26 protein-coding genes, 1 tRNA gene and 1 pseudogene are annotated in these 19,198 nt (G+C 63.2%); 19 read left to right on the top strand and 9 right to left on the bottom strand.

All coding sequences use genetic code 11. The features are described from left to right. Positions 1-473 precede the first annotated feature (473 nt). The 5 genes from K359_RS0138915 to K359_RS0138895 all read left to right on the top strand — a co-directional run bounded on the left by K359_RS0138915 (position 474) and on the right by K359_RS0138895 (position 4,967). Positions 474-743, top strand: a complete 270-nt coding sequence (locus K359_RS0138915; protein ID WP_156928901.1) for a hypothetical protein — start codon at positions 474-476, stop codon at positions 741-743. Between the two features lie 41 nt (positions 744-784). After that, positions 785-1,162 carry a phage exclusion protein Lit family protein gene (locus K359_RS0138910; protein ID WP_029084073.1) on the top strand — a complete coding sequence of 126 codons (378 nt, stop codon included), beginning with the start codon at positions 785-787 and terminating at the stop codon, positions 1,160-1,162. A gap of 122 nt (positions 1,163-1,284) precedes the next feature. Next, positions 1,285-1,572 carry a helix-turn-helix domain-containing protein gene (locus K359_RS0138905; protein ID WP_029084072.1) on the top strand — a complete coding sequence of 96 codons (288 nt, stop codon included), beginning with the start codon at positions 1,285-1,287 and terminating at the stop codon, positions 1,570-1,572. Beyond that, positions 1,569-2,852: a type II toxin-antitoxin system HipA family toxin gene (locus K359_RS0138900; RefSeq protein ID WP_029084071.1), complete on the top strand. Its 1,284-nt coding sequence runs from the start codon at positions 1,569-1,571 to the stop codon at positions 2,850-2,852. The genes K359_RS0138905 and K359_RS0138900 overlap by 4 nt, the downstream gene beginning before the upstream one ends. 858 nt (positions 2,853-3,710) lie before the next feature. Further along, positions 3,711-4,967, top strand: a complete 1,257-nt coding sequence (locus K359_RS0138895) for a tyrosine-type recombinase/integrase (RefSeq protein WP_029084070.1) — start codon at positions 3,711-3,713, stop codon at positions 4,965-4,967. A 289-nt stretch (positions 4,968-5,256) separates the two neighbouring features. On the opposite strand, the gene K359_RS0138890 is transcribed toward K359_RS0138895, so the two are convergent. Next, a tRNA-Pro gene (locus K359_RS0138890) sits at positions 5,257-5,333 on the bottom strand. 79 nt (positions 5,334-5,412) lie between these two features. Here K359_RS0138890 and K359_RS0138885 point away from each other — a divergent pair. Genes K359_RS0138885 through K359_RS0138870 form a run of 4 tightly spaced genes read left to right on the top strand, consistent with a single transcriptional unit; the run spans position 5,413 to position 8,910 of the window. After that, positions 5,413-6,399 carry an L-threonylcarbamoyladenylate synthase gene (locus K359_RS0138885; protein ID WP_029084069.1) on the top strand — a complete coding sequence of 329 codons (987 nt, stop codon included), beginning with the start codon at positions 5,413-5,415 and terminating at the stop codon, positions 6,397-6,399. Between the two features lie 30 nt (positions 6,400-6,429). Further along, entirely contained in the window at positions 6,430-7,857 is a 1,428-nt protein-coding gene (locus tag K359_RS0138880; protein ID WP_029084068.1) for an FAD-binding oxidoreductase, read from the top strand. Positions 7,858-7,871: 14 nt separating this feature from the next. After that, positions 7,872-8,309, top strand: coding sequence for a GNAT family acetyltransferase (locus K359_RS0138875; protein ID WP_029084067.1), 438 nt, complete (start codon positions 7,872-7,874; stop codon positions 8,307-8,309). 19 nt (positions 8,310-8,328) lie between these two features. Then, positions 8,329-8,910: a GDP-mannose pyrophosphatase gene (locus K359_RS0138870; RefSeq protein ID WP_029084066.1), complete on the top strand. Its 582-nt coding sequence runs from the start codon at positions 8,329-8,331 to the stop codon at positions 8,908-8,910. A 54-nt stretch (positions 8,911-8,964) separates the two neighbouring features. Here the strand turns inward: K359_RS0138870 and K359_RS0138865 are convergent, their stop codons facing one another. Next, positions 8,965-9,405, bottom strand: a complete 441-nt coding sequence (locus K359_RS0138865) for a hypothetical protein (protein ID WP_029084065.1) — start codon at positions 9,403-9,405, stop codon at positions 8,965-8,967. A 274-nt stretch (positions 9,406-9,679) separates the two neighbouring features. Between K359_RS0138865 and K359_RS0138860 the strand changes: the two genes are divergently transcribed. Both K359_RS0138860 and K359_RS0138855 read left to right on the top strand, forming a co-directional pair. Further along, the gene (locus K359_RS0138860; protein ID WP_029084064.1) at positions 9,680-9,928 is read left to right on the top strand and encodes a hypothetical protein; all 249 of its coding nucleotides are present in this window, start codon (positions 9,680-9,682) and stop codon (positions 9,926-9,928) included. Positions 9,929-10,078: 150 nt separating this feature from the next. Continuing rightward, positions 10,079-10,771: a glutathione S-transferase family protein gene (locus tag K359_RS0138855; protein ID WP_029084063.1), complete on the top strand. Its 693-nt coding sequence runs from the start codon at positions 10,079-10,081 to the stop codon at positions 10,769-10,771. Between the two features lie 15 nt (positions 10,772-10,786). Here the strand turns inward: K359_RS0138855 and K359_RS0138850 are convergent, their stop codons facing one another. Then, positions 10,787-11,260, bottom strand: coding sequence for a hypothetical protein (locus K359_RS0138850; protein WP_029084062.1), 474 nt, complete (start codon positions 11,258-11,260; stop codon positions 10,787-10,789). 126 nt (positions 11,261-11,386) lie between these two features. Here K359_RS0138850 and K359_RS0138845 point away from each other — a divergent pair, with 126 nt between their 5' ends. Beyond that, on the top strand, positions 11,387-12,154 hold the full coding sequence (locus tag K359_RS0138845; protein ID WP_029084061.1) for an SDR family NAD(P)-dependent oxidoreductase: 768 nt from the start codon (positions 11,387-11,389) through the stop codon (positions 12,152-12,154). 169 nt (positions 12,155-12,323) lie between these two features. Beyond that, the gene (locus K359_RS0138840) at positions 12,324-12,584 is read left to right on the top strand and encodes a helix-turn-helix domain-containing protein (RefSeq protein WP_029084060.1); all 261 of its coding nucleotides are present in this window, start codon (positions 12,324-12,326) and stop codon (positions 12,582-12,584) included. Positions 12,585-12,591: 7 nt separating this feature from the next. Here K359_RS0138840 and K359_RS0138835 read toward each other — a convergent pair whose 3' ends face one another. Further along, complete coding sequence (locus K359_RS0138835) at positions 12,592-13,575, bottom strand: hypothetical protein (protein ID WP_029084059.1); 984 nt, start codon at positions 13,573-13,575, stop codon at positions 12,592-12,594. A 129-nt stretch (positions 13,576-13,704) separates the two neighbouring features. On the opposite strand from K359_RS0138835, the pseudogene K359_RS59505 reads away from it, so the two are divergent. Beyond that, positions 13,705-14,231 (top strand): annotated as a pseudogene (locus K359_RS59505) (collagen-like protein). Between the two features lie 76 nt (positions 14,232-14,307). Here K359_RS59505 and K359_RS0138820 read toward each other — a convergent pair. The 3 genes from K359_RS0138820 to K359_RS0138810 form a co-directional block, all read right to left on the bottom strand. Beyond that, the gene (locus tag K359_RS0138820) at positions 14,308-14,721 is read right to left on the bottom strand and encodes a hypothetical protein (RefSeq protein WP_029084056.1); all 414 of its coding nucleotides are present in this window, start codon (positions 14,719-14,721) and stop codon (positions 14,308-14,310) included. Positions 14,722-14,798: 77 nt separating this feature from the next. Continuing rightward, a complete protein-coding gene (locus tag K359_RS0138815; RefSeq protein ID WP_029084055.1) occupies positions 14,799-15,026 on the bottom strand; it encodes a hypothetical protein in 228 nt (75 codons plus the stop codon). An 88-nt stretch (positions 15,027-15,114) separates the two neighbouring features. Continuing rightward, positions 15,115-15,381, bottom strand: coding sequence for a DUF2277 domain-containing protein (locus tag K359_RS0138810; RefSeq protein WP_029084054.1), 267 nt, complete (start codon positions 15,379-15,381; stop codon positions 15,115-15,117). A gap of 120 nt (positions 15,382-15,501) precedes the next feature. On the opposite strand from K359_RS0138810, the gene K359_RS0138805 reads away from it, so the two are divergent. Beyond that, positions 15,502-15,747 (top strand): DUF2188 domain-containing protein, encoded by a 246-nt coding sequence (locus tag K359_RS0138805; protein WP_029084053.1) that lies wholly within the window; start codon positions 15,502-15,504, stop codon positions 15,745-15,747. Positions 15,748-15,761: 14 nt separating this feature from the next. Here K359_RS0138805 and K359_RS0138800 read toward each other — a convergent pair whose 3' ends face one another. Continuing rightward, on the bottom strand, positions 15,762-16,448 hold the full coding sequence (locus K359_RS0138800; RefSeq protein WP_245284851.1) for a helix-turn-helix transcriptional regulator: 687 nt from the start codon (positions 16,446-16,448) through the stop codon (positions 15,762-15,764). Between the two features lie 139 nt (positions 16,449-16,587). Here K359_RS0138800 and K359_RS0138795 point away from each other — a divergent pair, with 139 nt between their 5' ends. Continuing rightward, positions 16,588-16,989, top strand: coding sequence for a nuclear transport factor 2 family protein (locus K359_RS0138795; protein WP_035977869.1), 402 nt, complete (start codon positions 16,588-16,590; stop codon positions 16,987-16,989). On the opposite strand, the gene K359_RS63615 is transcribed toward K359_RS0138795, so the two are convergent. Next, complete coding sequence (locus K359_RS63615; protein WP_165123008.1) at positions 16,990-17,163, bottom strand: hypothetical protein; 174 nt, start codon at positions 17,161-17,163, stop codon at positions 16,990-16,992. Between K359_RS63615 and K359_RS0138790 the strand changes: the two genes are divergently transcribed. The 3 genes from K359_RS0138790 (at position 17,105) to K359_RS0138780 (ending at position 19,037) form a co-directional block, all read left to right on the top strand. Then, positions 17,105-18,166, top strand: coding sequence for an alpha/beta fold hydrolase (locus K359_RS0138790; RefSeq protein WP_029084050.1), 1,062 nt, complete (start codon positions 17,105-17,107; stop codon positions 18,164-18,166). The two genes, K359_RS63615 and K359_RS0138790, sit on opposite strands and share 59 nt — an antisense overlap. A 16-nt stretch (positions 18,167-18,182) precedes the next feature. Beyond that, positions 18,183-18,530, top strand: a complete 348-nt coding sequence (locus K359_RS0138785) for an MmcQ/YjbR family DNA-binding protein (RefSeq protein WP_029084049.1) — start codon at positions 18,183-18,185, stop codon at positions 18,528-18,530. Between the two features lie 153 nt (positions 18,531-18,683). Further along, positions 18,684-19,037, top strand: coding sequence for a hypothetical protein (locus K359_RS0138780; protein WP_029084048.1), 354 nt, complete (start codon positions 18,684-18,686; stop codon positions 19,035-19,037). Positions 19,038-19,198: the final 161 nt, after the last annotated feature.

The raw sequence follows: 19,198 nt of genomic DNA, 5'->3' as shown, positions 1-19,198 counted from the left end.
AACCGAATCCTACGCCGCATCAGCGCTTTACACCACGCTCGCCAGCCTCTCATCGCCCTCTGACGAATAAGACGGGCTAACTGGGACCTGCTCGGCGTTCCCGGCGCTGCCGATTTGCCCGCAATCAAGTGGAAACAGATTAATCTCGAAAAACTGAGCTCCGCTGCGAGGAGTGCCCTCGTTGCGCAGCTCGAAAAAACATTGAACGAAGCCTAACGAAGGGCAGTCCATCCCATGCCAACCGGCAACATACGCGACGATCAATCCGTTCGGTGCTGTCCGTATTTAAGCCCCCGCGCAGAAAAAGCGCGGAACTCCATTGACCCACGGAGAACCCCGGTAACACTTCTCCTCTGGAGGGAGAACAGTTGGCGGACCATAAGAATTGCTAAGGGCAGAACATTGGATTGCCGACTCAGTAGTCCTACCGAGAACACCGACCAAGCAGGACAGCACCATCCGTTCAGACGGCGGTGAGAAATATTTTTTTGGGAAGTGCTCCCGAGCGAGAATCCGATCTGTCGCAGATGTGGGTGGACCTTGACCCGAAATTCCAGCTGACGCCAGACACCCATGAAGGCGAAAATATCATCATGGATGCGGGCGCTTATCGTTATGTCCGCTTCAACCATCGCGTCCTGCGCGCATTTTGGATCGCCGGATACACTGCTTGGGAGGGCTACCGCCTGATTGCCGAAAGCACACCGCTTGAGACACTCCAGCAGATCGCTTTACCAGCCTGATCGCAGCCTTTGAGAAAACCATTTCTAGCGATCAGCCTGAATTGGAGGCCCTGCCTGCGGGCGTTGCCGAGCCGGGCAGCTACGCGGATGCCGGCACGGAACCCCAGAGTCGCGCGGCTGGCGAGCTCGCGACTATAGCGGTTGCTTGGGCGCTGCTGCACGAAGTTCGCCATATCCGGCATCAGCGTGAAGGAACGGGCGCTGCTCCATATGGATCGGACGCGACCGAAAAACACAGGGAAGAGTTCTCCTGCAATGAGTTCGCCACGGCGTTTCTGTTAGAGCAAATCGAGCAGGAAACGAAACAACCCGCGGAGCTGGTAAGGCAGAAACGCCAGCTGGGTAAGGCAGGAGACCAAAAACGTCCCGATTACGTCCGTGGTGCTCTTAGCCGTCGCGGGTTCATGCAGCGCAATTAGGAGACCTTACGCATGTTAACGAGCGATGACATTTGTGGAAGTCAGCGCTCGCTGACATTTTTCAATTGTCGTCGAACGCGGACATATGGTAATGTAAGCGAACGACAACATTTTGAATTGCCATGCTCATACGCACATCGGCCGATCTCGGGGCCATCATTCGGGATACCCGCAAACGGCACAAGCTTGATCAGTCCAGCCTCGCCAAGCGCATTGGCGTCAGCCGTCAGTGGGTCATCGAGGTCGAGCGCGGCCACGCGCGCGCCGAACTCGGCCTCGTACTCCGCGCTCTTGACGCTCTCGGCATCCATCTAGACGCAGGCAGCGAACAACCACATGGCCGCGGTTCAGAAAAGTCAGCCGTCGATATCAATGCAATCGTGTCAAAAGCCAAAAGAAGCAGACCATGACCAGCGAACTCGTCGCGCTCCTGGACGGCAGGGAAGTCGGCCGCGTGCACAACGACGCTCGTGGCCGCCTCACCTTCGTCTATGACAGCGATTGGCGTCAAACGAGGGGCGCGTACCCCATTTCGCTCTCCATGCCACTCGCGGCCGAGGAACACGGTCCCGCCGCTGTTCAGGCCTTTCTATGGGGACTGCTCCCGGACAATGAGCGCGTTCTCGATCGTTGGGCGAAGAAGTTTCAGGTCTCGGCTCGCAACGTCTTTGCCCTGATTTCCCATGTCGGCGAAGATTGCGCCGGCGCCATTCAATTCGTCACGCGCGATCGTTTGGAGGAATTGCGAAGCGGTACGAATGACAAGGTTGAGTGGCTTGACGAAACCGCCGTCGCAAAACGTCTGCAAGCATTGAGAGAAGATCATGCCGCGTGGCGGTTGCCGCGTGACACGGGGCAATTCAGTCTTGCCGGCGCCCAGCCGAAAACCGCGCTGCTTCTGCAAAAGGGGCGATGGGGGATACCGTCTGGACGCATTCCGACAACCCATATCCTTAAGCCGCCGACCGGCCATTTCGACGGCCATGCCGAGAACGAGCACATCTGCCTCAATCTCGCGCGCAATCTCGGCTTGCCCGTCGCCGGAACCAAAGTCGTGCGGTTTGAGAAAGAGATCGCCATTGTCGTCGAACGCTACGATCGGCAGTTCAGTGGCAATGACGTCATTCGCGTCCATCAAGAGGACGCGTGCCAGGCACGCGGCATCATGCCAACCAAGAAGTATCAAAGCGAGGGCGGCCCGTCCGCTGCGGATATTATCGAACTTTTACGCACCTACTCCACCGACAGTGTTGATGATCTCGATACATTCATCGATGCCCTCGGCTTAAATTGGCTCATCGGAGGCACCGATGCACACGCTAAGAACTACTCACTACTCCTAGCCAGCGGCCCCACGGTGCGACTTGCGCCACTCTACGATGTTGCCAGCATCCTTCCCTACGACGATGTCGACTTGCAGAAGATGAAGCTTGCTATGAAGGTCGGCGGGGAATACAGGCTAGCCCAGATAGGTGCGCGCGAATGGCAGAAATTCGCCCGCGAGACCCGTTTCGATGCGGAAAAAGTGATTGCCGGATTGAACTCGCTGGCCGAACTGCTCCCCGACAACGTGAGCGACGTGTGCGCTGCCGCGCAAGCGGAAGGGCTAGATAACGCCATTATCGAGCGCCTTTCCGCCAAGTTGATCGAGCGAGCCAAAGACTGCCAACGCCTTCTGAAAGGCTCCTAAGCTTGCACAAGCTCGCGGTTCGCGGTCCGCAAGCACCGACGGAGTCGACGTTCATTCGCGGCCAACTCAAGAAACCACGCTGGGCGGCTGTCTGCGAACTCGGACTTTCCAAATTGTCGCGCTGGGTTACCAAGGGGAGTATTGCCCGACTCGAATGCGCACTTGGTTCGTCGGATAGCTTCGAATCGATAGCTGACAGCGCCCTAACTGCCTTTTGTTCTTTGGAGTGTAGGCCGTGAGGCCTTACTCTTCGTCTTCGTAGAACACTCCAGCTGACCAGCGACTTGCCGATCCAGTCCCGCGCGATCACGTTGGAGGGGCCCATCGCAATCGCCGCGCACGCATCGCGGAAGGAGCCCAATTTGGAGATACTCCGACAGGGCCGCTAACCGAGGGGCAGCAGGTCCTAGGACTGCCATCTGGGCTTGATCCGGTTTCCTGGAGCACCGGGCGCAACTTGGCGCTTCAGGGACTCCAAGCAAATCGTCCGTTTCGTAGTCGTAGGCCGCCGATTGCACCACCCACGCTGCGGCGGGCCCCTCGAAGAGCAGATTTCGTATACACGTAAGCCCTAGCGCCTGATCCAAAGGCAGTGCGAACTAACGAGCACCGCGTTCAAGACATGCCGAAGCGCAAGATCGATAAGCTCGCCCGCGCAAAAGCTCGCCCCGATCCGACCCAATGGGGCGACGATGAAGTAATGACCCTTATCGAGGCCGGCGCCGTGTTTTTTCCGCACGGTCCGCTGACATTATCATCGTTGCGCAGGGCTGCGGCCTCAGGGGCTCTTGAAGTCGCCAAAGTGGCAGGCAAAGATCTCACGACACCTCGCGCAATCCGCAAATTAGTGAAGCCGTCATGCCGGGCCGCAAAGCCAAGCCGCCACGACTCTGGTTTAGAGAGGACGACGCCACCTGGATCATCCTCGATCGTGGCCGGCAAATCCGCACAGGCTGCAGCCGCGACGACGTTAACGGAGCTGCGAAGGCGCTCGAGACCCACATTAGCGAGCGGCATACCAGCACTATCGGGGCCACTGATCCGAACGTCCTCGCAATAGCCGACGTTCTCACAGCCTACGAAATTTCAAAGCGGCCCAAGGACGAGGGGGACGAACGCCCGTGGGCGCAACATGACCTGCTTCTCATTCGCCTGCTCGATCTCAATAACTTTTTTGGCGATAGAACCGTCAGTGAGCTCAAAGCGCAGCTTTGTCGCGACTTTGTCGATTGGTCTACCGGCACTGCGAACGACAACAATAGGAGAGCCGGCATCTCGCCACGCAACGCGACCGTCTCCGATCAAACCGCGCGGCGCCGGCTCGAAGATCTACGCGCTGCGGTGAACGCCTACCACGCCGAACACACGCTCAGCGTCGTTCCAAAGATCACTCTTCCCCCTAAAGCTGAAGGACGACGCCGCTGGTTGACCCGTAACGAAGCCGCACGCCTGCTCGGAGCGGCAATCGGCTACGTTTGGGATACCGAGCAGGAGAGGTGGAAGCGCAGAGACGATGGCGCGCTCGTGCGCCGAGAACGGTGGATCATTCGTCGTCGCTATCCCGCGGTGCGCTTCTGCTTGATTGGCCTCTACAGCGCTCGTCGAGAAGAGACCATCCGGCGCACCCAGTGGCTGCCATCAACGACCCATCCGTGGATGAACCTGGACGCGATGGTCTACCAGGGTAAGGGAGCACTGGAGCGATCAACCAAGAAGCGGCGACCGCCAGCAAAGATCGCGAACCGCCTGCGTCCCCACTTGGTTCGTTGGCACAGGATCGACCAAGCTCGGTCTGCAGAACTCCGCGCCTCAGGGGTCATGAGAGACGGTGAGCAAATCCGGTTCGTCGTGAGCCGCATGCACGACGGCCAGCCGCTTGCCGGAAAGATCAGGTCGGCTTGGGAAGGTATTCTGGAGGATGCGGGGCTGGGCGATGATGTCGTTCGGCACTCATTGCGTCACACAGCGGCGACGTGGCTGATGCAGGCGGGCGTTGACATGTGGGAGGCTGCCGGCTGGCTCGGAATGACGGTTGAGCAATTAGAGGCCAACTACGGCCACCACCACCCGGATTTTCAGGTAGAGGCGGCGGAAGCGTTCGGGGGCAGGCGCTGAGCTGAGGACTACTCGCCGCGAGCTATTCGTGCTTTGATGTCCAAGGTGCAAAGGGAGGACATGTGGTGCTTGGCGATGTCCCGCGCAACGTCGCGACAGGGCCCGTTTCCCTTGCGCTACCCAATTGCCCCGCGTCTGGTTCCGAGCAGCGCAAGATCCTAGCGGCTCTGTCTCACGATTGGCCGACCTCGAGTGGGTCCGAAACTCGACGGACAAGGCTGCCGTGCCTCAAATCATTGCGCATTTCGTTGCGCGCGAAAAACACAGAAACTATAAGTGCTTGGAAGAATGGTCGGAGTGGCAGGATTCGAACCTGCGACCCCTGCGTCCCGAACGCAGTGCTCTACCGGGCTGAGCCACACTCCGACTAAGAGGCCGGCTTATAGCGTCGGGCTTCAGGGACCGCAAGGGACGACAAGGCACCGAATTGAGGAATCTAGTCACAGTGGAAACAGGCCTGAAAACACACGTTCTGCCGGCTGGCGCAGCCGCCACGGCAACCGCTGCCGGGGTTTTGGCCGAGGGCGGTCTGGTGGCCTTTCCGACCGAGACGGTTTATGGCCTTGGCGCCGATGCCGGCAACGCCGCCGCGATCGCCCGGCTGTATGAGGCCAAGGGCCGGCCGGCCTTCAATCCGCTGATTGCCCATGTCGCCGATCTCGGCGCCGCCCGCCGGATCGCCCTGTTCGATGGCCAAGCCCTGCGGCTCGCGGAAGCGTTCTGGCCCGGTCCGCTGACCCTGGTGCTGCCGAAGGCCCTCTCCTGCCCGGTCGCGGAACTCGCGACCGCCGGGCTCGATACAGTCGCGATTCGCATCCCGGCCCACAAGGTGGCGCGCGACATCATCAAGGCGTTCGGCGGTGCCGTGGTAGCGCCGTCGGCCAATCTCTCCGGCCATGTCTCGCCAACCACCGCCGACCATGTGAACGGCGATCTTGCGGGCCGCATCGACCTGATCGTCGACGGCGGGCCGGTCGAGGTCGGCGTCGAATCCACCATCGTCGGCTGCTTCTCCGATCCGGTGCTGCTGCGGCCGGGCGGGCTGACCCGCGCCGAGATCGAGCGCGTGCTCGGCCACCCGTTGCAGTCGCCGCCGCCGGACGCCGAGACCGACGCTCAGCCGATCGCCCCCGGCATGCTCGCCTCGCACTACGCGCCGCGGACGCCGGTCCGGCTCAATGCCAGCGACGTTCATGTCGGCGAAGCCCTGCTGGCGTTCGGGCCGGCCAAGGTCGCGCGGCGCGAATGCGCCTCGGTGGAGATGAACCTGTCCGAGCGCGGCGATCTCGCCGAGGCCGCCGCCAATCTGTTCGGTTACCTCCGCACCCTCGACAAGAGAAACGCGGACGCAATCGCGGTGATGCCCATTCCCGAGGACGGGCTGGGCGAAGCCATCAATGACCGGCTGCGCCGTGCAGCGGTTGGGCGGTAAATCCCGACACACGTGAAAGACCAAGAAAAAATGAACATCGTCCAATCAGCGGTGCCACCGCTTCCGCCCGAATTGCTTGCAAAATTCCGCGCCATCGTCGGCGACAAATATGCGGTGACCGACGCCGCCGACATCAAGCCTTACGTCACCGAGGAGCGCGACCTGTTCCAGGGCCGCTCACCGCTGGTGCTGCGCCCCGGCTCGACCGCCGAGGTCGCTGCGATCTGCAAGCTTGCGACCGAACACAAGATCGCGCTGGTGCCGCAGGGCGGCAACACCGGCCTGGTCGGCGGCCAGACACCGCATAATGGCGAGGTGGTCGTGTCGCTGCGGCGCCTCGACAAGATCCGCGACATCGACGTCGAATCCAACACCATGACCTGCGAGGCCGGCGTGGTGCTGCAAATCGCGCAGCAGAAGGCCGCCGAAGTCGATCGCCTGTTCCCGCTGTCGCTCGGCGCGGAAGGCAGTTGCACCATCGGCGGCAACCTCTCGACCAATGCCGGCGGCACCACGGCGCTCGCCTATGGCGTGGCCCGTGAAATGGCGCTCGGGCTCGAAGTCGTGCTGGCCGACGGCCGCGTGCTGAACGCGCTGTCGAAGCTGAAGAAGGACAACACCGGCTACGATTTGCGCAACCTGTTCATCGGCGCCGAGGGCACGCTCGGCATCATCACCGCGGCGACGCTCAAACTGTTTCCGCAGCCGCGCGCGATCGAGACCGCCTATGTCGGCCTGAAGTCGCCGGCGGCGGCGCTCAAATTGTTGTCGATCTCGCGCAACGAGGCGGCAGGTAGCCTGACGACCTTCGAACTGCTCGCCGACATCGCGGTGGATTTCTCGATCCGCCACGGCATCGATATCCGCGATCCGCTTGAGAGCAAGCACCCCTGGTACGTGCTGATGGAATTGTCGTCGCCGCGCGACGACGCGCGCGACACGCTGGAGGCGATCCTCGCCCAGGGCATGGAGGACGGCATCGTCGATGACGCCGTGATCGCCGCCAATTTGAGCCAGTGCCAGGCGTTCTGGAAGCTGCGCGACGAGATGTCGGCGGCGCAGAAGCCGGAGGGCGGCTCGATCAAGCACGACATCTCGGTGCCGGTGGCGGCCGTGCCCGCCTTCATCGAGGAGGCCAATGCGGCGGTCGTGAAGCTGATCCCGGGCGCGCGGCCGGTGCCGTTCGGCCATCTCGGCGACGGCAACATCCACTACAATGTCAGCCAGCCGGTCGGCGCCAATACCGCTGACTTCCTGGCGCGCTGGCATGACGTCAACGCCGTGGTGTTCGAGATCGTGCTGCGGATGGGCGGCTCGATCTCGGCCGAGCACGGCATCGGCGTGCTTAAGCGCGACGAACTGCCCGACGTCAAGGACAAGGTCGCGATCCAGCTGATGCGGCAGGTCAAGGCGATGCTCGATCCGCTCGGCATCATGAATCCGGGCAAGGTGCTGTGACCGCGCAGGCGACGATGCCCTCCCTTTCCATTGCTGCAATTGCCGATGCCGATGTGAGCAACGTCGTCGCACTGTGGCAGGCGTGCGGCCTGACGCGGCCGTGGAACGATCCCTCCGCCGACATCGCGCTGGCGCGCCGCGGACCGAATTCGGCCGTGCTGGTCGGCCGCGACGCCGGCGCGATCGTTGCAACCGCGATGGTCGGCCATGACGGCCATCGCGGCTGGGTCTATTACGTCGCGGTCGACCCTCGCTGCCAGGGCAAGGGGCTTGGCCGCACCATGATGCAGGCGGTCGAGGACTGGCTGCGCCAGGCCGGCGTGCCGAAGTTGCAATTGCTGATCCGCCGCGAGAACGCCAAAGCCAGCGCGTTCTACCAGACGCTCGGCTACGAGGAGTCGACCTCGGTCATGCTGGCGAAATGGCTCGACGGCCGCGAAGCGACGCCGTAAGGGAGTTGAAGGGTAACGCATGAGCATCGCCGACCGCGTTCGCGTCAAGGACGTCCGCGTCCTCTCCAAGGCCCGTTACCTGCTCACCAGCACCACGTTCGACTACCGCCGCCGCAATGGCGAGTGGCAGACCCAGGTCCGCGAAAGCTATGACCGCGGCAACGGCGCGGTGCTATTGCCCTACAATCTGAAGACCCGCAGCGTCGTGCTGGTGCGCCAGTTCCGCTATCCCGCTTTCGCCAACGGCTATGACGATCTCCTGATCGAGGCCGCCGCCGGCATGCTCGACGACGCCGCGCCGGAGGCACGCATTCGCGCCGAGGCGGAGGAAGAGATCGGCTACCGGCTCGACCACGTGCGGAAGGTGTTCGAAGCCTTCATGACGCCGGGCGCGGTGACCGAGAAGCTGCATTTCTTCGTTGCCGAATACGACGCCGCGATGCGCATTGGCGAAGGCGGCGGACTCGCCGACGAGGGCGAGGACATCGAGGTGCTCGAACTCTCGATCGACGACGCACTCGCCATGATCGGCGATGGCCGCATCGTCGATGCCAAGACCATTATGCTGCTGCAATACGCGGCGCTGCATCTGTTCAGGTGAACGCCCTCCGTCCCGCCCTGTTGCCGGGACGGCATCGCGCGCGCACTCAATGCTCTACCGCATCGTGATCGCAAGGCCGCTCAGATCGGCATTGGCCATCAGACCGACCTGGTGGCCGGTCAATTCGAGCACCGCGCCTTTCTGATTGGTCAGCACGATCGCGCGGGCACCGCGGCCGACCGCAAGCCCCGCGCCCGCTGCACCGTAGACGCCGGCAACATCGGACGGGCGGTTGATGTTGCTGACGCGACCGCGCAGCACCGTCTTGGAGCCGCCGAACACAAGGCCGTAGTCGAGACCGCCGGTGGAGAGCGCATAGGAGCGGCCGCGGAAGGTCAGGACACCGCTGCCGCCGGAGCCGCCAATGATCCATCCCGCCTTGTAGATCGTCAGCGTCACGAAGCCGCTGTCGGCACGGGCCGCCGAAGAGAAGGCAAGGCCGGTGAACGCCATCAGCGCGACCAGCGCGGCGCGAAGGGTGGATGAAAGTTTCATGTACGGTCTCCCCAGGATTTACTCAGTCGATCTGCTCACATCGATTTGCGCGCGTCGCGACGCGGGTGCGAATCGCAACGCGCCGACTGTAGCAAGCGCATCACCCGGCGCAATTTGGCACGGCGCCGACCGGTTTGCTGACGGATATTTCCGCGCAATCGGCGTTGAACCTGTTCCCGGGGTTGTAACACTCACTGCATGTCCGGGGCGATCGGCCCCAGGGCTCCACAATTGCCTTGCGGAGCGTGCATTTTTTCACACCGGAGATTTCCCCATGCGTCGTCTTGCGATCGCCTGTGCCGCCATTGCCGTCACCGTGCTTGCCGCGGCAAGCCCGGCCAGCGCCAACCCCTATCACCTGATCCGCTGGCAGGACACCGGCTTCTGCCAGATCTGGGACCAGAGCATCCCGACCACGCCGTGGCCGGCGAACTTCTCGGTCGTCAGCGAGGAATTGCCGACCTTCGATGCCGCGTTCGTCTACAAGACGGGCCTCCTGAACAACGGCACCTGCGCGTTCTGAGCCGTATTCGAACTGTGGGGTGGGCAACGGCGCGCTCGCGCCATGCCCACCATTTCGTTTCGAACGTGAGATGGTAGGCACGCTGGCGATTTGCCCACGCCGCGTTATGCTGTCGTAGATCCCCCTGTTCAACCTTTGGGACGGTGCGACATGCTCACACTCTATTCCTACCCGCCGCTGTTCGGCGTCGCCGACAACAACGGCTACGGCTTGAAGGTGTTTGCCTTCCTGAGACTCGCCGGTGTGCCGTTCCGTCACGAGCACATCTTCGACGCCTCGAAGGCGCCGCGCGGCCAGCTGCCCTATATCGTCGACGGCGCCGACACGGTCGGCGACAGCGAGACCATCCTCGCTTGGCTCACCCGGAAATATCGCCTTTCGATTGATGCCGCGCTGACGCCGCAACAGCGCACGCAGAACTTGCTGATCACACGGATGCTCGACGACCTCTATTGGGTGATGTCGTATTCGCGCTGGAAGGACGAGCGCTACTGGCACTTGTTCCGCGATGAGTTGAGGCGAGAGCACCCGGCGCTGACGGACGAGGGCCTGCTCAAGGCAAAAGAATACAATGCCCAGCGCTACTACTACCAGGGCATCGGCCGCTTCGATCCCGATGCGGCGATGGCGCGCGGCCTTGCAGATCTTGCCGCGATCGCGGCGCTGATCCCGCAGCAAGGCTATGTGCACGGCGACACGCCGACCGCGATCGATGCCGGACTCTATGGTTTCATCGCCAACATCTATTTCTACGATATCGAGACGCCGCTGAAGCAGTTCGTCGTCGCCCACGACAACATCGTGCGGCATTGCCGCGCCATCCATTCCGCCGTGAGCGCCTGACGCCTAGAGCCTTCTCTAGTGATGCTTGATCAAGGCGTCGCGCGCGGCGGTGAGTTCGAGGAACGCCGCGCCGTTGCCGCCACCGTCGGGATGCACCGTCTTGGCGGCGCGCTTGAAGGCCTGATGGATTTCGGTCGCCGCGAGGTGGCGGCCAAGCGGCAGGCCGAGCAATTGCCGGTACCGCTCTTCCTGGGTCAGCGCCCTCGGCGTCAGGCCACGCCGGCCGAACCGCGGCGCAGACAGCGTATGCAGCGCATCGTTGACGATGCCGAGACGGCGCAGCGCCATTGACCTGGTGCGGCGGTCGGCCGATTTCAGCGCCGCCTGGCGCAGGATCGGCAGCACCTGTGCGGCCGCATGCCGCAGCGTCTCGTCGATGTCGGTCGCGGCGATCTCGGCGATCATCCTGGCCATCTCGCGATAGTCGGGGTCCGGCACCGCGCAGAAGTGCTCGATCGCAACTTTCCAGTGTCTGATATGCGGGTCCATGTCCGCCGTCCGTCCTGTCATCCGAATCCGGATAACAGCAACGCGCAAACGCGGCTTGGCGTTTCGCTTGGCGCAGTTTTGAATAGTGTTGTCGACAACGCTCAAAAATCAGAACGAGGAAACGCCATGGCCCTTCTCGACAATCACATCGCCGTCATCACCGGTGCAGGCTCGGGCATCGGACGCGCCATCGCGCTGGGTTACGGCCGCGAGGGTGCGCGTGTCGTGCTGCTCGACATGAACGGCGATGCGGCAACGGAAGCGGCCAGGGAGATCCGCAGCGCCGGCGGCAAGGCGGAGAGCTTTACGCTCGACGTGACCGATCGCGACGCCTGCGTCGCGATGGCGAAGCAGGTGGCCGACAAGGTCGGAGCCGTCTCGATCCTGGTCAACAACGCCGGCATCGCGCGTCGCAACGGCATGCTCGGCACTGAGGAGGCCGTGATCAAGGATTGGGAAGACATCATCTCGATCAATCTCACCGGCGTCTTCAACGTGACGCATTCCTTCCTCGCGCCGCTGCGCAAGAACAAGGGACGCATCGTCAATATCGGTTCGATCCAGTCCTTCGTGCATCTGCGCACGCCGAGTTCGCCGGCCTATACCGCCTCCAAGCATGGCGTGCTCGGCTTCACCAAGGCGCTGGCCGCCGAGCTCGGCAAGGATGGCGTGCGCGTCAATGCGATCGGCCCCGGCTTCATCGAGACGCCGCTGAACGAGAAGGTGCGCGCCACCAATCCCGACCTGGTGAAGGTCTTCATGGACCACACCCCGCTCGGCCGCGCCGGCAAGCCGGAGGACATCGTCGGCCCCGCGATCTTCCTCGCCTCGGACCTGTCGGCCTACGTCTCGGGATCGATCCTGATGGTCGATGGCGGTTACCGGACATTGTGACGGATGGAACCGCAATCATGGCGATTTCTGGGTATTTTGCTTACAGAGCAGGGAGTTAGGTGGATATTAAGGACTTGTTAACCAAACCGGCACACCGTTGATCTACGGGGTAGTTGTTTCTCGATGTCTTCGCTTCACCGACGAAGCGGGCGTTGATCGGGAGGAGTACATGTCCTACGCGTCCACCGTGCCGTCGCCGGAAGCACTGCTGCCGTCGCTGGCTCCAAATGAAATCGTTCCACTTCTGATCGGCGCGACCGTCGATGAAGTCGAGCGGGAACTCGTGCTGCAGACGCTCGCGCGCTGCGACGGCAACCGCACCCGCGCTGCACGCGTGCTCGGACTGTCGGTCCGGACCTTGCGGAACAAGATCCGCGAATATTCCGCCGAAGGCATCGACGTGCCGTTGAGTGAGCACGCCGCAGCCTGAGTGGACTTTAGATCAGGTCGATCGCAAGGCGCCGCCAGCGCGACAACAGCTGGCGGTCATCGTCACCGAGACAGCGTGCGAGATGCACGTCGGTCGTCGCTGTCAGTTGCAGCGTTCGGGCGACCAGTGCGGTCGCATAGTCCCAATAGTCGCGGCGGCCGATCGGGTCCGCCGCGACCAGGGATTTTGCGAGGATCTCGACATAGATCGCGGTCGTGGCCTGGTGCCACAGCGGAGCTGCGCGCATCTCCGCAGAGGGCGCGCCGGTCCGTGCCTGCCGCATCAGCCAGTAGCTCTCCTCTCCATTCGCCCAATCCGATGACGGCAGGGACGGATCGAGGCACGGCGAGCAGCATGCAAGCGGCCGCATCGTGCGCGCGTCGCAGAACACGGAATAGCCGAGCCTGTCGTACCAGCTGACGCGGAGCAATTTGCGGAGCTCGGCTTGCTCGTCCGCCTCGAGCTGCCGCCTGCCGGTTCGTTCGAGACTGGCGATGATCGCTTCCAGGCGGTCGCGATCGAACGGCTCGACTTCGAGCACCACGCCGATGTTGCGCGGAAACAGCGCATCGAGCATGCCGACCATCTGGCGATAGAACGCGTGCGCCAGGCCGCCGCCGCGCCACGCCGTCCCGATGCCGACATGGTTGCAATAGATCAAATCGCTTGCATGATCATAGGTGAAGAAGCCGAGTCCGATCGCACGCCCGGCGGCGCGCAGGATGAAGCAGCGCGAGTCGAGCCGATAGGACATCTCGCGGCCGCCGACGCTGAAATGCCGCCGCTCGCCGACATCATCCGACAGCAGCCAGCGCACGATGTCGTCAGCGCTGTCGCGCTCACTTGCGGGAAACAGCTCCTCATAGAGATCGAGCACGCCCGTGCTGCGAAAGCTCGCTTCGTCAAGCACATCGCGTCGCGTCACGACAATGTCGAGCGGTTGCGGTCCTTCCCCTGCGGCTTCGCCGTGCCTGTCGTTCGGAAACCGCAACCCGCCCTCCGTTGTCATATGCACATGGAATTATGACTGTTGATCGCTTGCATCCGTGCGGACGGGCAGAATTGAAGCCGTCCTCCAACCTCTGTTACAAGCGGCTTCACATCGCGACGGAGCATATCAGTGGCTGACGAAACAACTTCCCGCCAGGGGTCACGAGGAGCGCAGGGGCCGCAGGGTCGTCAGGGCGAGCCGGGACGGCCCGGTCCGCAAGGACATCCGGGCCGGCCGGGGCCGGAAGGTGTGCGCGGCAAGCCGGGTCCGCAGGGCAAGGCCGGAGCGGTCGGAAAGCCAGGCCCCCAGGGCAAGCCGGGCGCGCAAGGCAAGGCGGGTGTGCAGGGTCCGCGCGGCGAAGCCGGCCCTCAGGGGCCGCAGGGTCCGGCCGGCCCGCGTGGTGAAGCCGGCCCGCCCGGACAATTGCCGTCGATCGAGCAGGTGATGCCGTGGCTGCACATGATCTTCGACGCCTGCAAGACTACAAGCGCACCAGGGAGCGCGAAGCCGCTGAGCTCGCCGAGCGCGATGCCGCCGAGCGCGCCGCCGCGGAGGCGATCGCGCTTGACGTCGATGCGATCGACTTCGCGGAAGATGACGACGAAGACGACGACCACAAGAAAAAGAAGAAGCACCGCAAGAAGGACAGGAAGTAACCGTTCCTGTCTCAAGAGCGTTTTCGAGCGAAGTGGCCGCCGGTTCGCGTGAAGAAAACGCGTCAAAACAAAAGCTCTATCCGCGCGGGCACTCCTTGTACCCGAAGCGGTCGATGATCATTGCGCCCGGGATCGCGTGGAATTCCAGCGTGTCCATGTAGTGGCGCGCGAGGACGTATTGCCGCAGCGCAGGCTTGTAGGCGTCCAGCATCCGCTGGGTCGACATCGCATTGATGTTGCGCTGACGGTCATGGCCGGCATGAAACAACAGCGTCGCGCTGCGCTCGACACAGACGTTGCGCAGCCCGAGAAACAGCGTGCAGTTCGACTGGCAATGCCCCTTGATGCGGAACAGTTCGCCGGAGGCGTTGGCGCGATCGATCTCGGGCTGGAATTTCGCGATCCAGCCGCCCATGCCGTAGCCTTCGGACGTGCCGGCAAAAGCAGCTGACGACGTCAGCGCGACGACGAGCGCGATGATGATGCGCATGGTGCCCCCCAGGTCGCAACAAACAACGCCCGTTGCAGCCGGTTTGCAAGGGTGAGACGCCCTGTGTGACGCCCTGCTTATCGCTCCGGGTCCGGATTGGCCGGGGGATCGGGGGGCCGGACGAGGTGCATGAACTGGAAAGCCCAGCGCATCGCGTAGTACCAGGCGACGCCGGCGAACGCCCCGCAGACCGACAGGATGATGACGTTGGCAAGGTCGATCGTCCCGCTCGACCACAGCATGCCGCTCGTCCACAGGATGGCGAACGCGATTGAGCAGAGGGCGAGCAGGACGGCACGCTTCATCGTGTTGCTCCGGGGCCGGGATGAACGGCAAATCATGCCCCGGGGGTGGACGCCGTACCGTGACCTGCATCACGGACTGGCGATGGCCTCAGCCGAACCGCAGGCGCGAACGCTCCCTCGCCTTCTCCGCCTCCACCTCGCGATCGCGGGTGGGCGCCGCGGTCTGCAACGAGATCAGGAGCTTGCGCGCGGCGTCCGAGACCTCGGTCACCGCAAGATTGAAGGCAGCCTCATTGGACTGCGACGGCCTGTTAAAGCCGGACAGCTTGCGCACGAATTGCAGCGCGGAGGCGTGGATTTCGTCCTCGGTGGCGGGCGGCTCGAAGTTGAACAGCGTCTTGATATTGCGGCACATGTCGGTCTCCCTCGCCCGCAGCAGCGGGGCGGCTCTCTCAAAGACGATCGGCTGCTGCAAAATACGACATCGTGGGCTATTCTGGCAGCCTCATCGTCCCACGGCGCAGCGAGGTTCCGGATGAGCCACGTGATCTACAAGGTCGTCCAGCACGATGGCGGCTGGGCCTATACCGTCAACGGGGTGTTCTCGGAACCGTTTCCAACCCACGCCGCGGCGCTTGCCGCGGCCCGGCGCGCCGCCAATGAGCAACGTGTTCCCGGGCGCACCGAGGCGATTCAGTATGAGACGTCGGACGGCAAATGGCTGACCGAAACCGCCGCCGGCAACGACCGCCCGGAGACCGAGGTTGAAGACGGGCGCTAATTTGCTTCCGCGGCTCAGAACGGAACCTGCACGCCAAGCCGATCGAAGAACGCCCGTCCCCGGTCGGTGATCCGCAACGCCCGCGGAATCCGATGCGGCGCAACGCCGCGCATCTCGACCAGCCGCGCCAGCACGGCATTGGCGAAGGGACCGGCGAGATGCGGTACGCGCTCGGTCCAGTCGTTGCAAAGCCGCAGATGCGGCTGCCGCGCAGGATCGAAATCGATCTCTTCGGCCCGGCACCAGGCCAGCCCCTGCTCGGTCACGCGACCATCGCGGCCGTCGATGACGACAAGCCGACGGCGGATCAGCGCATTGGACAACAGCACCCCGAGCTGGCCCGCAAGGTGATGGTAGCAGGTGCGAGATTGCCTGAGCTGCTCGGCCGGCATCGCACGCCGGCGCCCCGTGCTCTTTGCGGCGAGATCGACGAGGTCCTCGATCAGCGCCGCGACATCGTCGTCCCTGATCCGGTAATATCTGAACCTGCCCTGCGCCCACACCGACAGCACGCGCGCATCCACCAGCTTCTGCAGATGCGCGCTGGCGCCTTGCGGTGAAATGCCGGCAACCGCGGCAAGCTCGCCCGCCGGCAGCGCCTTGCCGTCGGCCAGCGCACTGACCATAGCCTCGCGCACCGGATCGCCCAACGCCTCGGCGATCTGCGAAAATCCCGTCTGCACCGATTGGGATGATCCCACCGCATCGTCCTCCGTATCGGACCGGAAGGTCCTACAAGCATTCGCAAGGCCGCGAAACTCATTTCAGATTTTCCTGAAACGTCGCGGCCGCCTGATCCGGTCAGATCGGCGCCGTTCAACGAAGCCCAAGGGAACAATCATGACGGCCAACAGCACCGACGCGGAACGCATCTACAAGCTCTGGGACGAAGCCCTCGGCAACAAGGACCTCGAGGCGGCACTGGCGCTCTACGCATCCGACGCCTCGATCGAGAGCCCGTTGGTTCAGCACCTGATGCAAACCAGGGACGGGATCGCCCGCGGCCGCGAGGCGCTGCGCGAGTTCATCACGCGCGTGTTCCGCACCAACCCGCCACAACGCCGCCGCTTCAAGCAGGGCTTCTTCAGCGACGGCCGGATCCTCACCTGGGAATATCCGCGGCAATCGCCCGACGGCGATCAGATGGATCTCGTCGAGATCATGGAGATCGAGAACGACCTGATCCAGCGTCACCGTGTCTATTGGGGATGGTATGCGCTTAACGTGCTGAAGGGGAGCTAGCTAGAAGGACACATCTCCGTCAGCCGCGCCGCGCAGCTCTCGGACATCGCTTTCCGTCATGTTAGGCTTGCGGCCAAGCGGCTGGACAAACGTGCCGCGCGTGGGAAGAAGCATGATGTTCCGTTGGTGCGCGGCGCTTGTGGCCGCTTTCGTCTCGATGTCGGTAATGGCCATGGCTGCAGATTATCCCGCCCCGCAGGATGGCGAGTGGATCGCGAAGGACTTCGGGTTTCACAGCGGCGAGGTGATGCCGGAACTGCGGCTGCACTACACCACGCTCGGCCCGCCGACCGGGCAGCCGGTGCTGGTGCTGCACGGCTCCGGCGGCTCGGCCGCCAGCATGCTGACGCCGACCTTTGCCGGCCAGCTGTTCGGCCCGGGCCAGCCGCTCGACGCGTCGAAATACTACATCATCATCCCGGACGGCATCGGGCACGGCAAGTCCTCGAAGCCGTCGGATGCAATGCGGACGAGCTTCCCGAAATACGACTACAACGACATGGTCGATGCGCAGTACCGGCTCGTCACCGAGGGGCTCGGCATCAAGCATCTGCGGCTCGTGATCGGCAACTCGATGGGCGGCATGCACAGCTGGATCTGGGGCGTGCGCTATCCGCAGATGATGGACATTTTGGTACCGATGGCCTCGCAGCCATCAGCGATGGGCGCGCGCAACTGGATCCTGCGGCGAACGATGCTGGAAACAATCCGTAACGACCCCGACTACAATGGCGGCAACTACACCAGCCAGCCGCGGATGATGAAATACGCCATCGCGGCCTACCGCTTCGCGAGCGCCGGCGGCACGCTCGGCTATCAGACGCTGGCGCCATCGGCGCCGCAGGCCGACAAGATGGTCGATGACCAGCTGGCCCTGCCGGTCACGGCTGACGCCAACGACTACATCTACCAGTGGGAGGCCTCGCACGATTATGATCCGTCCACCGGGATGGAGAAGATCGAAGCCAACCTGCTCGCGATCAACGCTGCCGACGACGAACGCAATCCACCGGAGACCGGCGTCACCGAAGCCGCGGTGAAGCGGATCAGGAACGGCAAGATCTATCTGATCCCGGCGAGCACCGAGACGCGCGGCCACCTCACGACCGGCGACGCCAGGTTCTATTCCAGGCAATTGCAGGAATTGCTGCAGACCGCGCCCCAACACGCGACGTAGCGATCGAGGTCAGGCGATGTCGGCAAATCGCTTCCGTCGCGTTGCGCTGAGCCTGCCCGAGGTGGTCGAAGGCGCGCATCACGGCCACGCCGATTTCCGTATCGGCAAGCGCATCTTCGCAACGCTCGGCTATCCCGACCAGGATTGGGGCATGGTGAAGCTGACGCCGGAGCAACAAGCGATGGTGGTCGAGGCCGAGCCGGAGATCTTCCGGCCGGTGCCGGGCGGCTGGGGCAGGAACGGCAGCACCAACGTCCGTCTCGCGAAAGCCGATCAGGTCACGCTGCGCAGCGCGCTCAGCATGGCCCGGGACAATATCGCGGTGAAGCCCGCGAAGAAGGCGCGCGCGAAGACAGCATCCTGAGCGCAGCGACCTCGCACCGCATCAAGCCGTGCCGCGTTGCTTCGCTCATTCTTTGAGCATGCATCTCGCGTGCGGTTCGTGCCTAATCGCGCAAACACCGGATTCGCGCACGACCCGCGCGGGTGACGCAGAAGTTTTCGCCGGAGGAAGGCAATGCGAAGGCTCACGCATATCGCGGTGCTTGGGTGGCTCGCCATGATGGCGGGCGCTGCGCTGGCTTTCGACAACGGTCAATACGAGAACGTGCCGCCGGATATCCGCGCCTGGTTCAAGAGCGTGATCGCACCGAATGGCGTGCCGTGCTGCGACATCTCCGACGGCCATCGCACCAGTTACGACGTTCGGGGCGGCGCCTATTGGGTGCCGATCGAGGGCGAATGGATGATGGTGCCGGAACGCGCCGTGATCCGCGATCGCGGCAATCCGGTCGGCGAAGCCGTGGTGTGGTACGTGCATCACCGCGGCGGCATCATCATCAGCTGCTTCGTTCCTGCCGATGCGGTCTGACAGCCTCCGCCGGCTGCGCCGCGCGACGGCGCGATCAGATCGCGCCAATTTGAAACATTTACCTCCTGTTAACCTTACTTTTTAACCAATAATTAAGGATGAGTTTGCCGGCGCAACGCGGCCCGTCCTAGCGTCCGCACAATGCTCCGTAACCGAATGGT

This window comes from Bradyrhizobium sp. th-b2 (assembly GCF_000426785.1).
GTDB lineage: Bacteria > Pseudomonadota > Alphaproteobacteria > Rhizobiales > Xanthobacteraceae > Bradyrhizobium > Bradyrhizobium septentrionale.
The sequence above is the reverse complement of the archived record's forward strand: the minus strand, read 5'-3'. Positions and strand labels throughout refer to the sequence as shown.

Excerpts from the sequence above, each read along its gene's own strand:
- K359_RS0138905 (WP_029084072.1), top strand. The coding sequence starts at position 1,285 with ATGCTCATACGCACATCGGCCGATCTCGGGGCCATCATTCGGGATACC.
- K359_RS0138900 (WP_029084071.1), top strand. The coding sequence starts at position 1,569 with ATGACCAGCGAACTCGTCGCGCTCCTGGACGGCAGGGAAGTCGGCCGC.
- K359_RS0138895 (WP_029084070.1), top strand. The coding sequence starts at position 3,711 with ATGCCGGGCCGCAAAGCCAAGCCGCCACGACTCTGGTTTAGAGAGGAC.
- K359_RS0138880 (WP_029084068.1), top strand. The coding sequence starts at position 6,430 with ATGAACATCGTCCAATCAGCGGTGCCACCGCTTCCGCCCGAATTGCTT.
- K359_RS0138875 (WP_029084067.1), top strand. The coding sequence starts at position 7,872 with ATGCCCTCCCTTTCCATTGCTGCAATTGCCGATGCCGATGTGAGCAAC.
- K359_RS0138870 (WP_029084066.1), top strand. The coding sequence starts at position 8,329 with ATGAGCATCGCCGACCGCGTTCGCGTCAAGGACGTCCGCGTCCTCTCC.
- K359_RS0138865 (WP_029084065.1), bottom strand. The coding sequence starts at position 9,405 with ATGAAACTTTCATCCACCCTTCGCGCCGCGCTGGTCGCGCTGATGGCG.
- K359_RS0138860 (WP_029084064.1), top strand. The coding sequence starts at position 9,680 with ATGCGTCGTCTTGCGATCGCCTGTGCCGCCATTGCCGTCACCGTGCTT.
- K359_RS0138855 (WP_029084063.1), top strand. The coding sequence starts at position 10,079 with ATGCTCACACTCTATTCCTACCCGCCGCTGTTCGGCGTCGCCGACAAC.
- K359_RS0138850 (WP_029084062.1), bottom strand. The coding sequence starts at position 11,260 with ATGGACCCGCATATCAGACACTGGAAAGTTGCGATCGAGCACTTCTGC.
- K359_RS0138845 (WP_029084061.1), top strand. The coding sequence starts at position 11,387 with ATGGCCCTTCTCGACAATCACATCGCCGTCATCACCGGTGCAGGCTCG.
- K359_RS0138840 (WP_029084060.1), top strand. The coding sequence starts at position 12,324 with ATGTCCTACGCGTCCACCGTGCCGTCGCCGGAAGCACTGCTGCCGTCG.
- K359_RS0138820 (WP_029084056.1), bottom strand. The coding sequence starts at position 14,721 with ATGCGCATCATCATCGCGCTCGTCGTCGCGCTGACGTCGTCAGCTGCT.
- K359_RS0138815 (WP_029084055.1), bottom strand. The coding sequence starts at position 15,026 with ATGAAGCGTGCCGTCCTGCTCGCCCTCTGCTCAATCGCGTTCGCCATC.
- K359_RS0138810 (WP_029084054.1), bottom strand. The coding sequence starts at position 15,381 with ATGTGCCGCAATATCAAGACGCTGTTCAACTTCGAGCCGCCCGCCACC.
- K359_RS0138805 (WP_029084053.1), top strand. The coding sequence starts at position 15,502 with ATGAGCCACGTGATCTACAAGGTCGTCCAGCACGATGGCGGCTGGGCC.
- K359_RS0138795 (WP_035977869.1), top strand. The coding sequence starts at position 16,588 with ATGACGGCCAACAGCACCGACGCGGAACGCATCTACAAGCTCTGGGAC.
- K359_RS0138790 (WP_029084050.1), top strand. The coding sequence starts at position 17,105 with ATGTTCCGTTGGTGCGCGGCGCTTGTGGCCGCTTTCGTCTCGATGTCG.
- K359_RS63615 (WP_165123008.1), bottom strand. The coding sequence starts at position 17,163 with ATGGCCATTACCGACATCGAGACGAAAGCGGCCACAAGCGCCGCGCAC.
- K359_RS0138785 (WP_029084049.1), top strand. The coding sequence starts at position 18,183 with ATGTCGGCAAATCGCTTCCGTCGCGTTGCGCTGAGCCTGCCCGAGGTG.
- K359_RS0138780 (WP_029084048.1), top strand. The coding sequence starts at position 18,684 with ATGCGAAGGCTCACGCATATCGCGGTGCTTGGGTGGCTCGCCATGATG.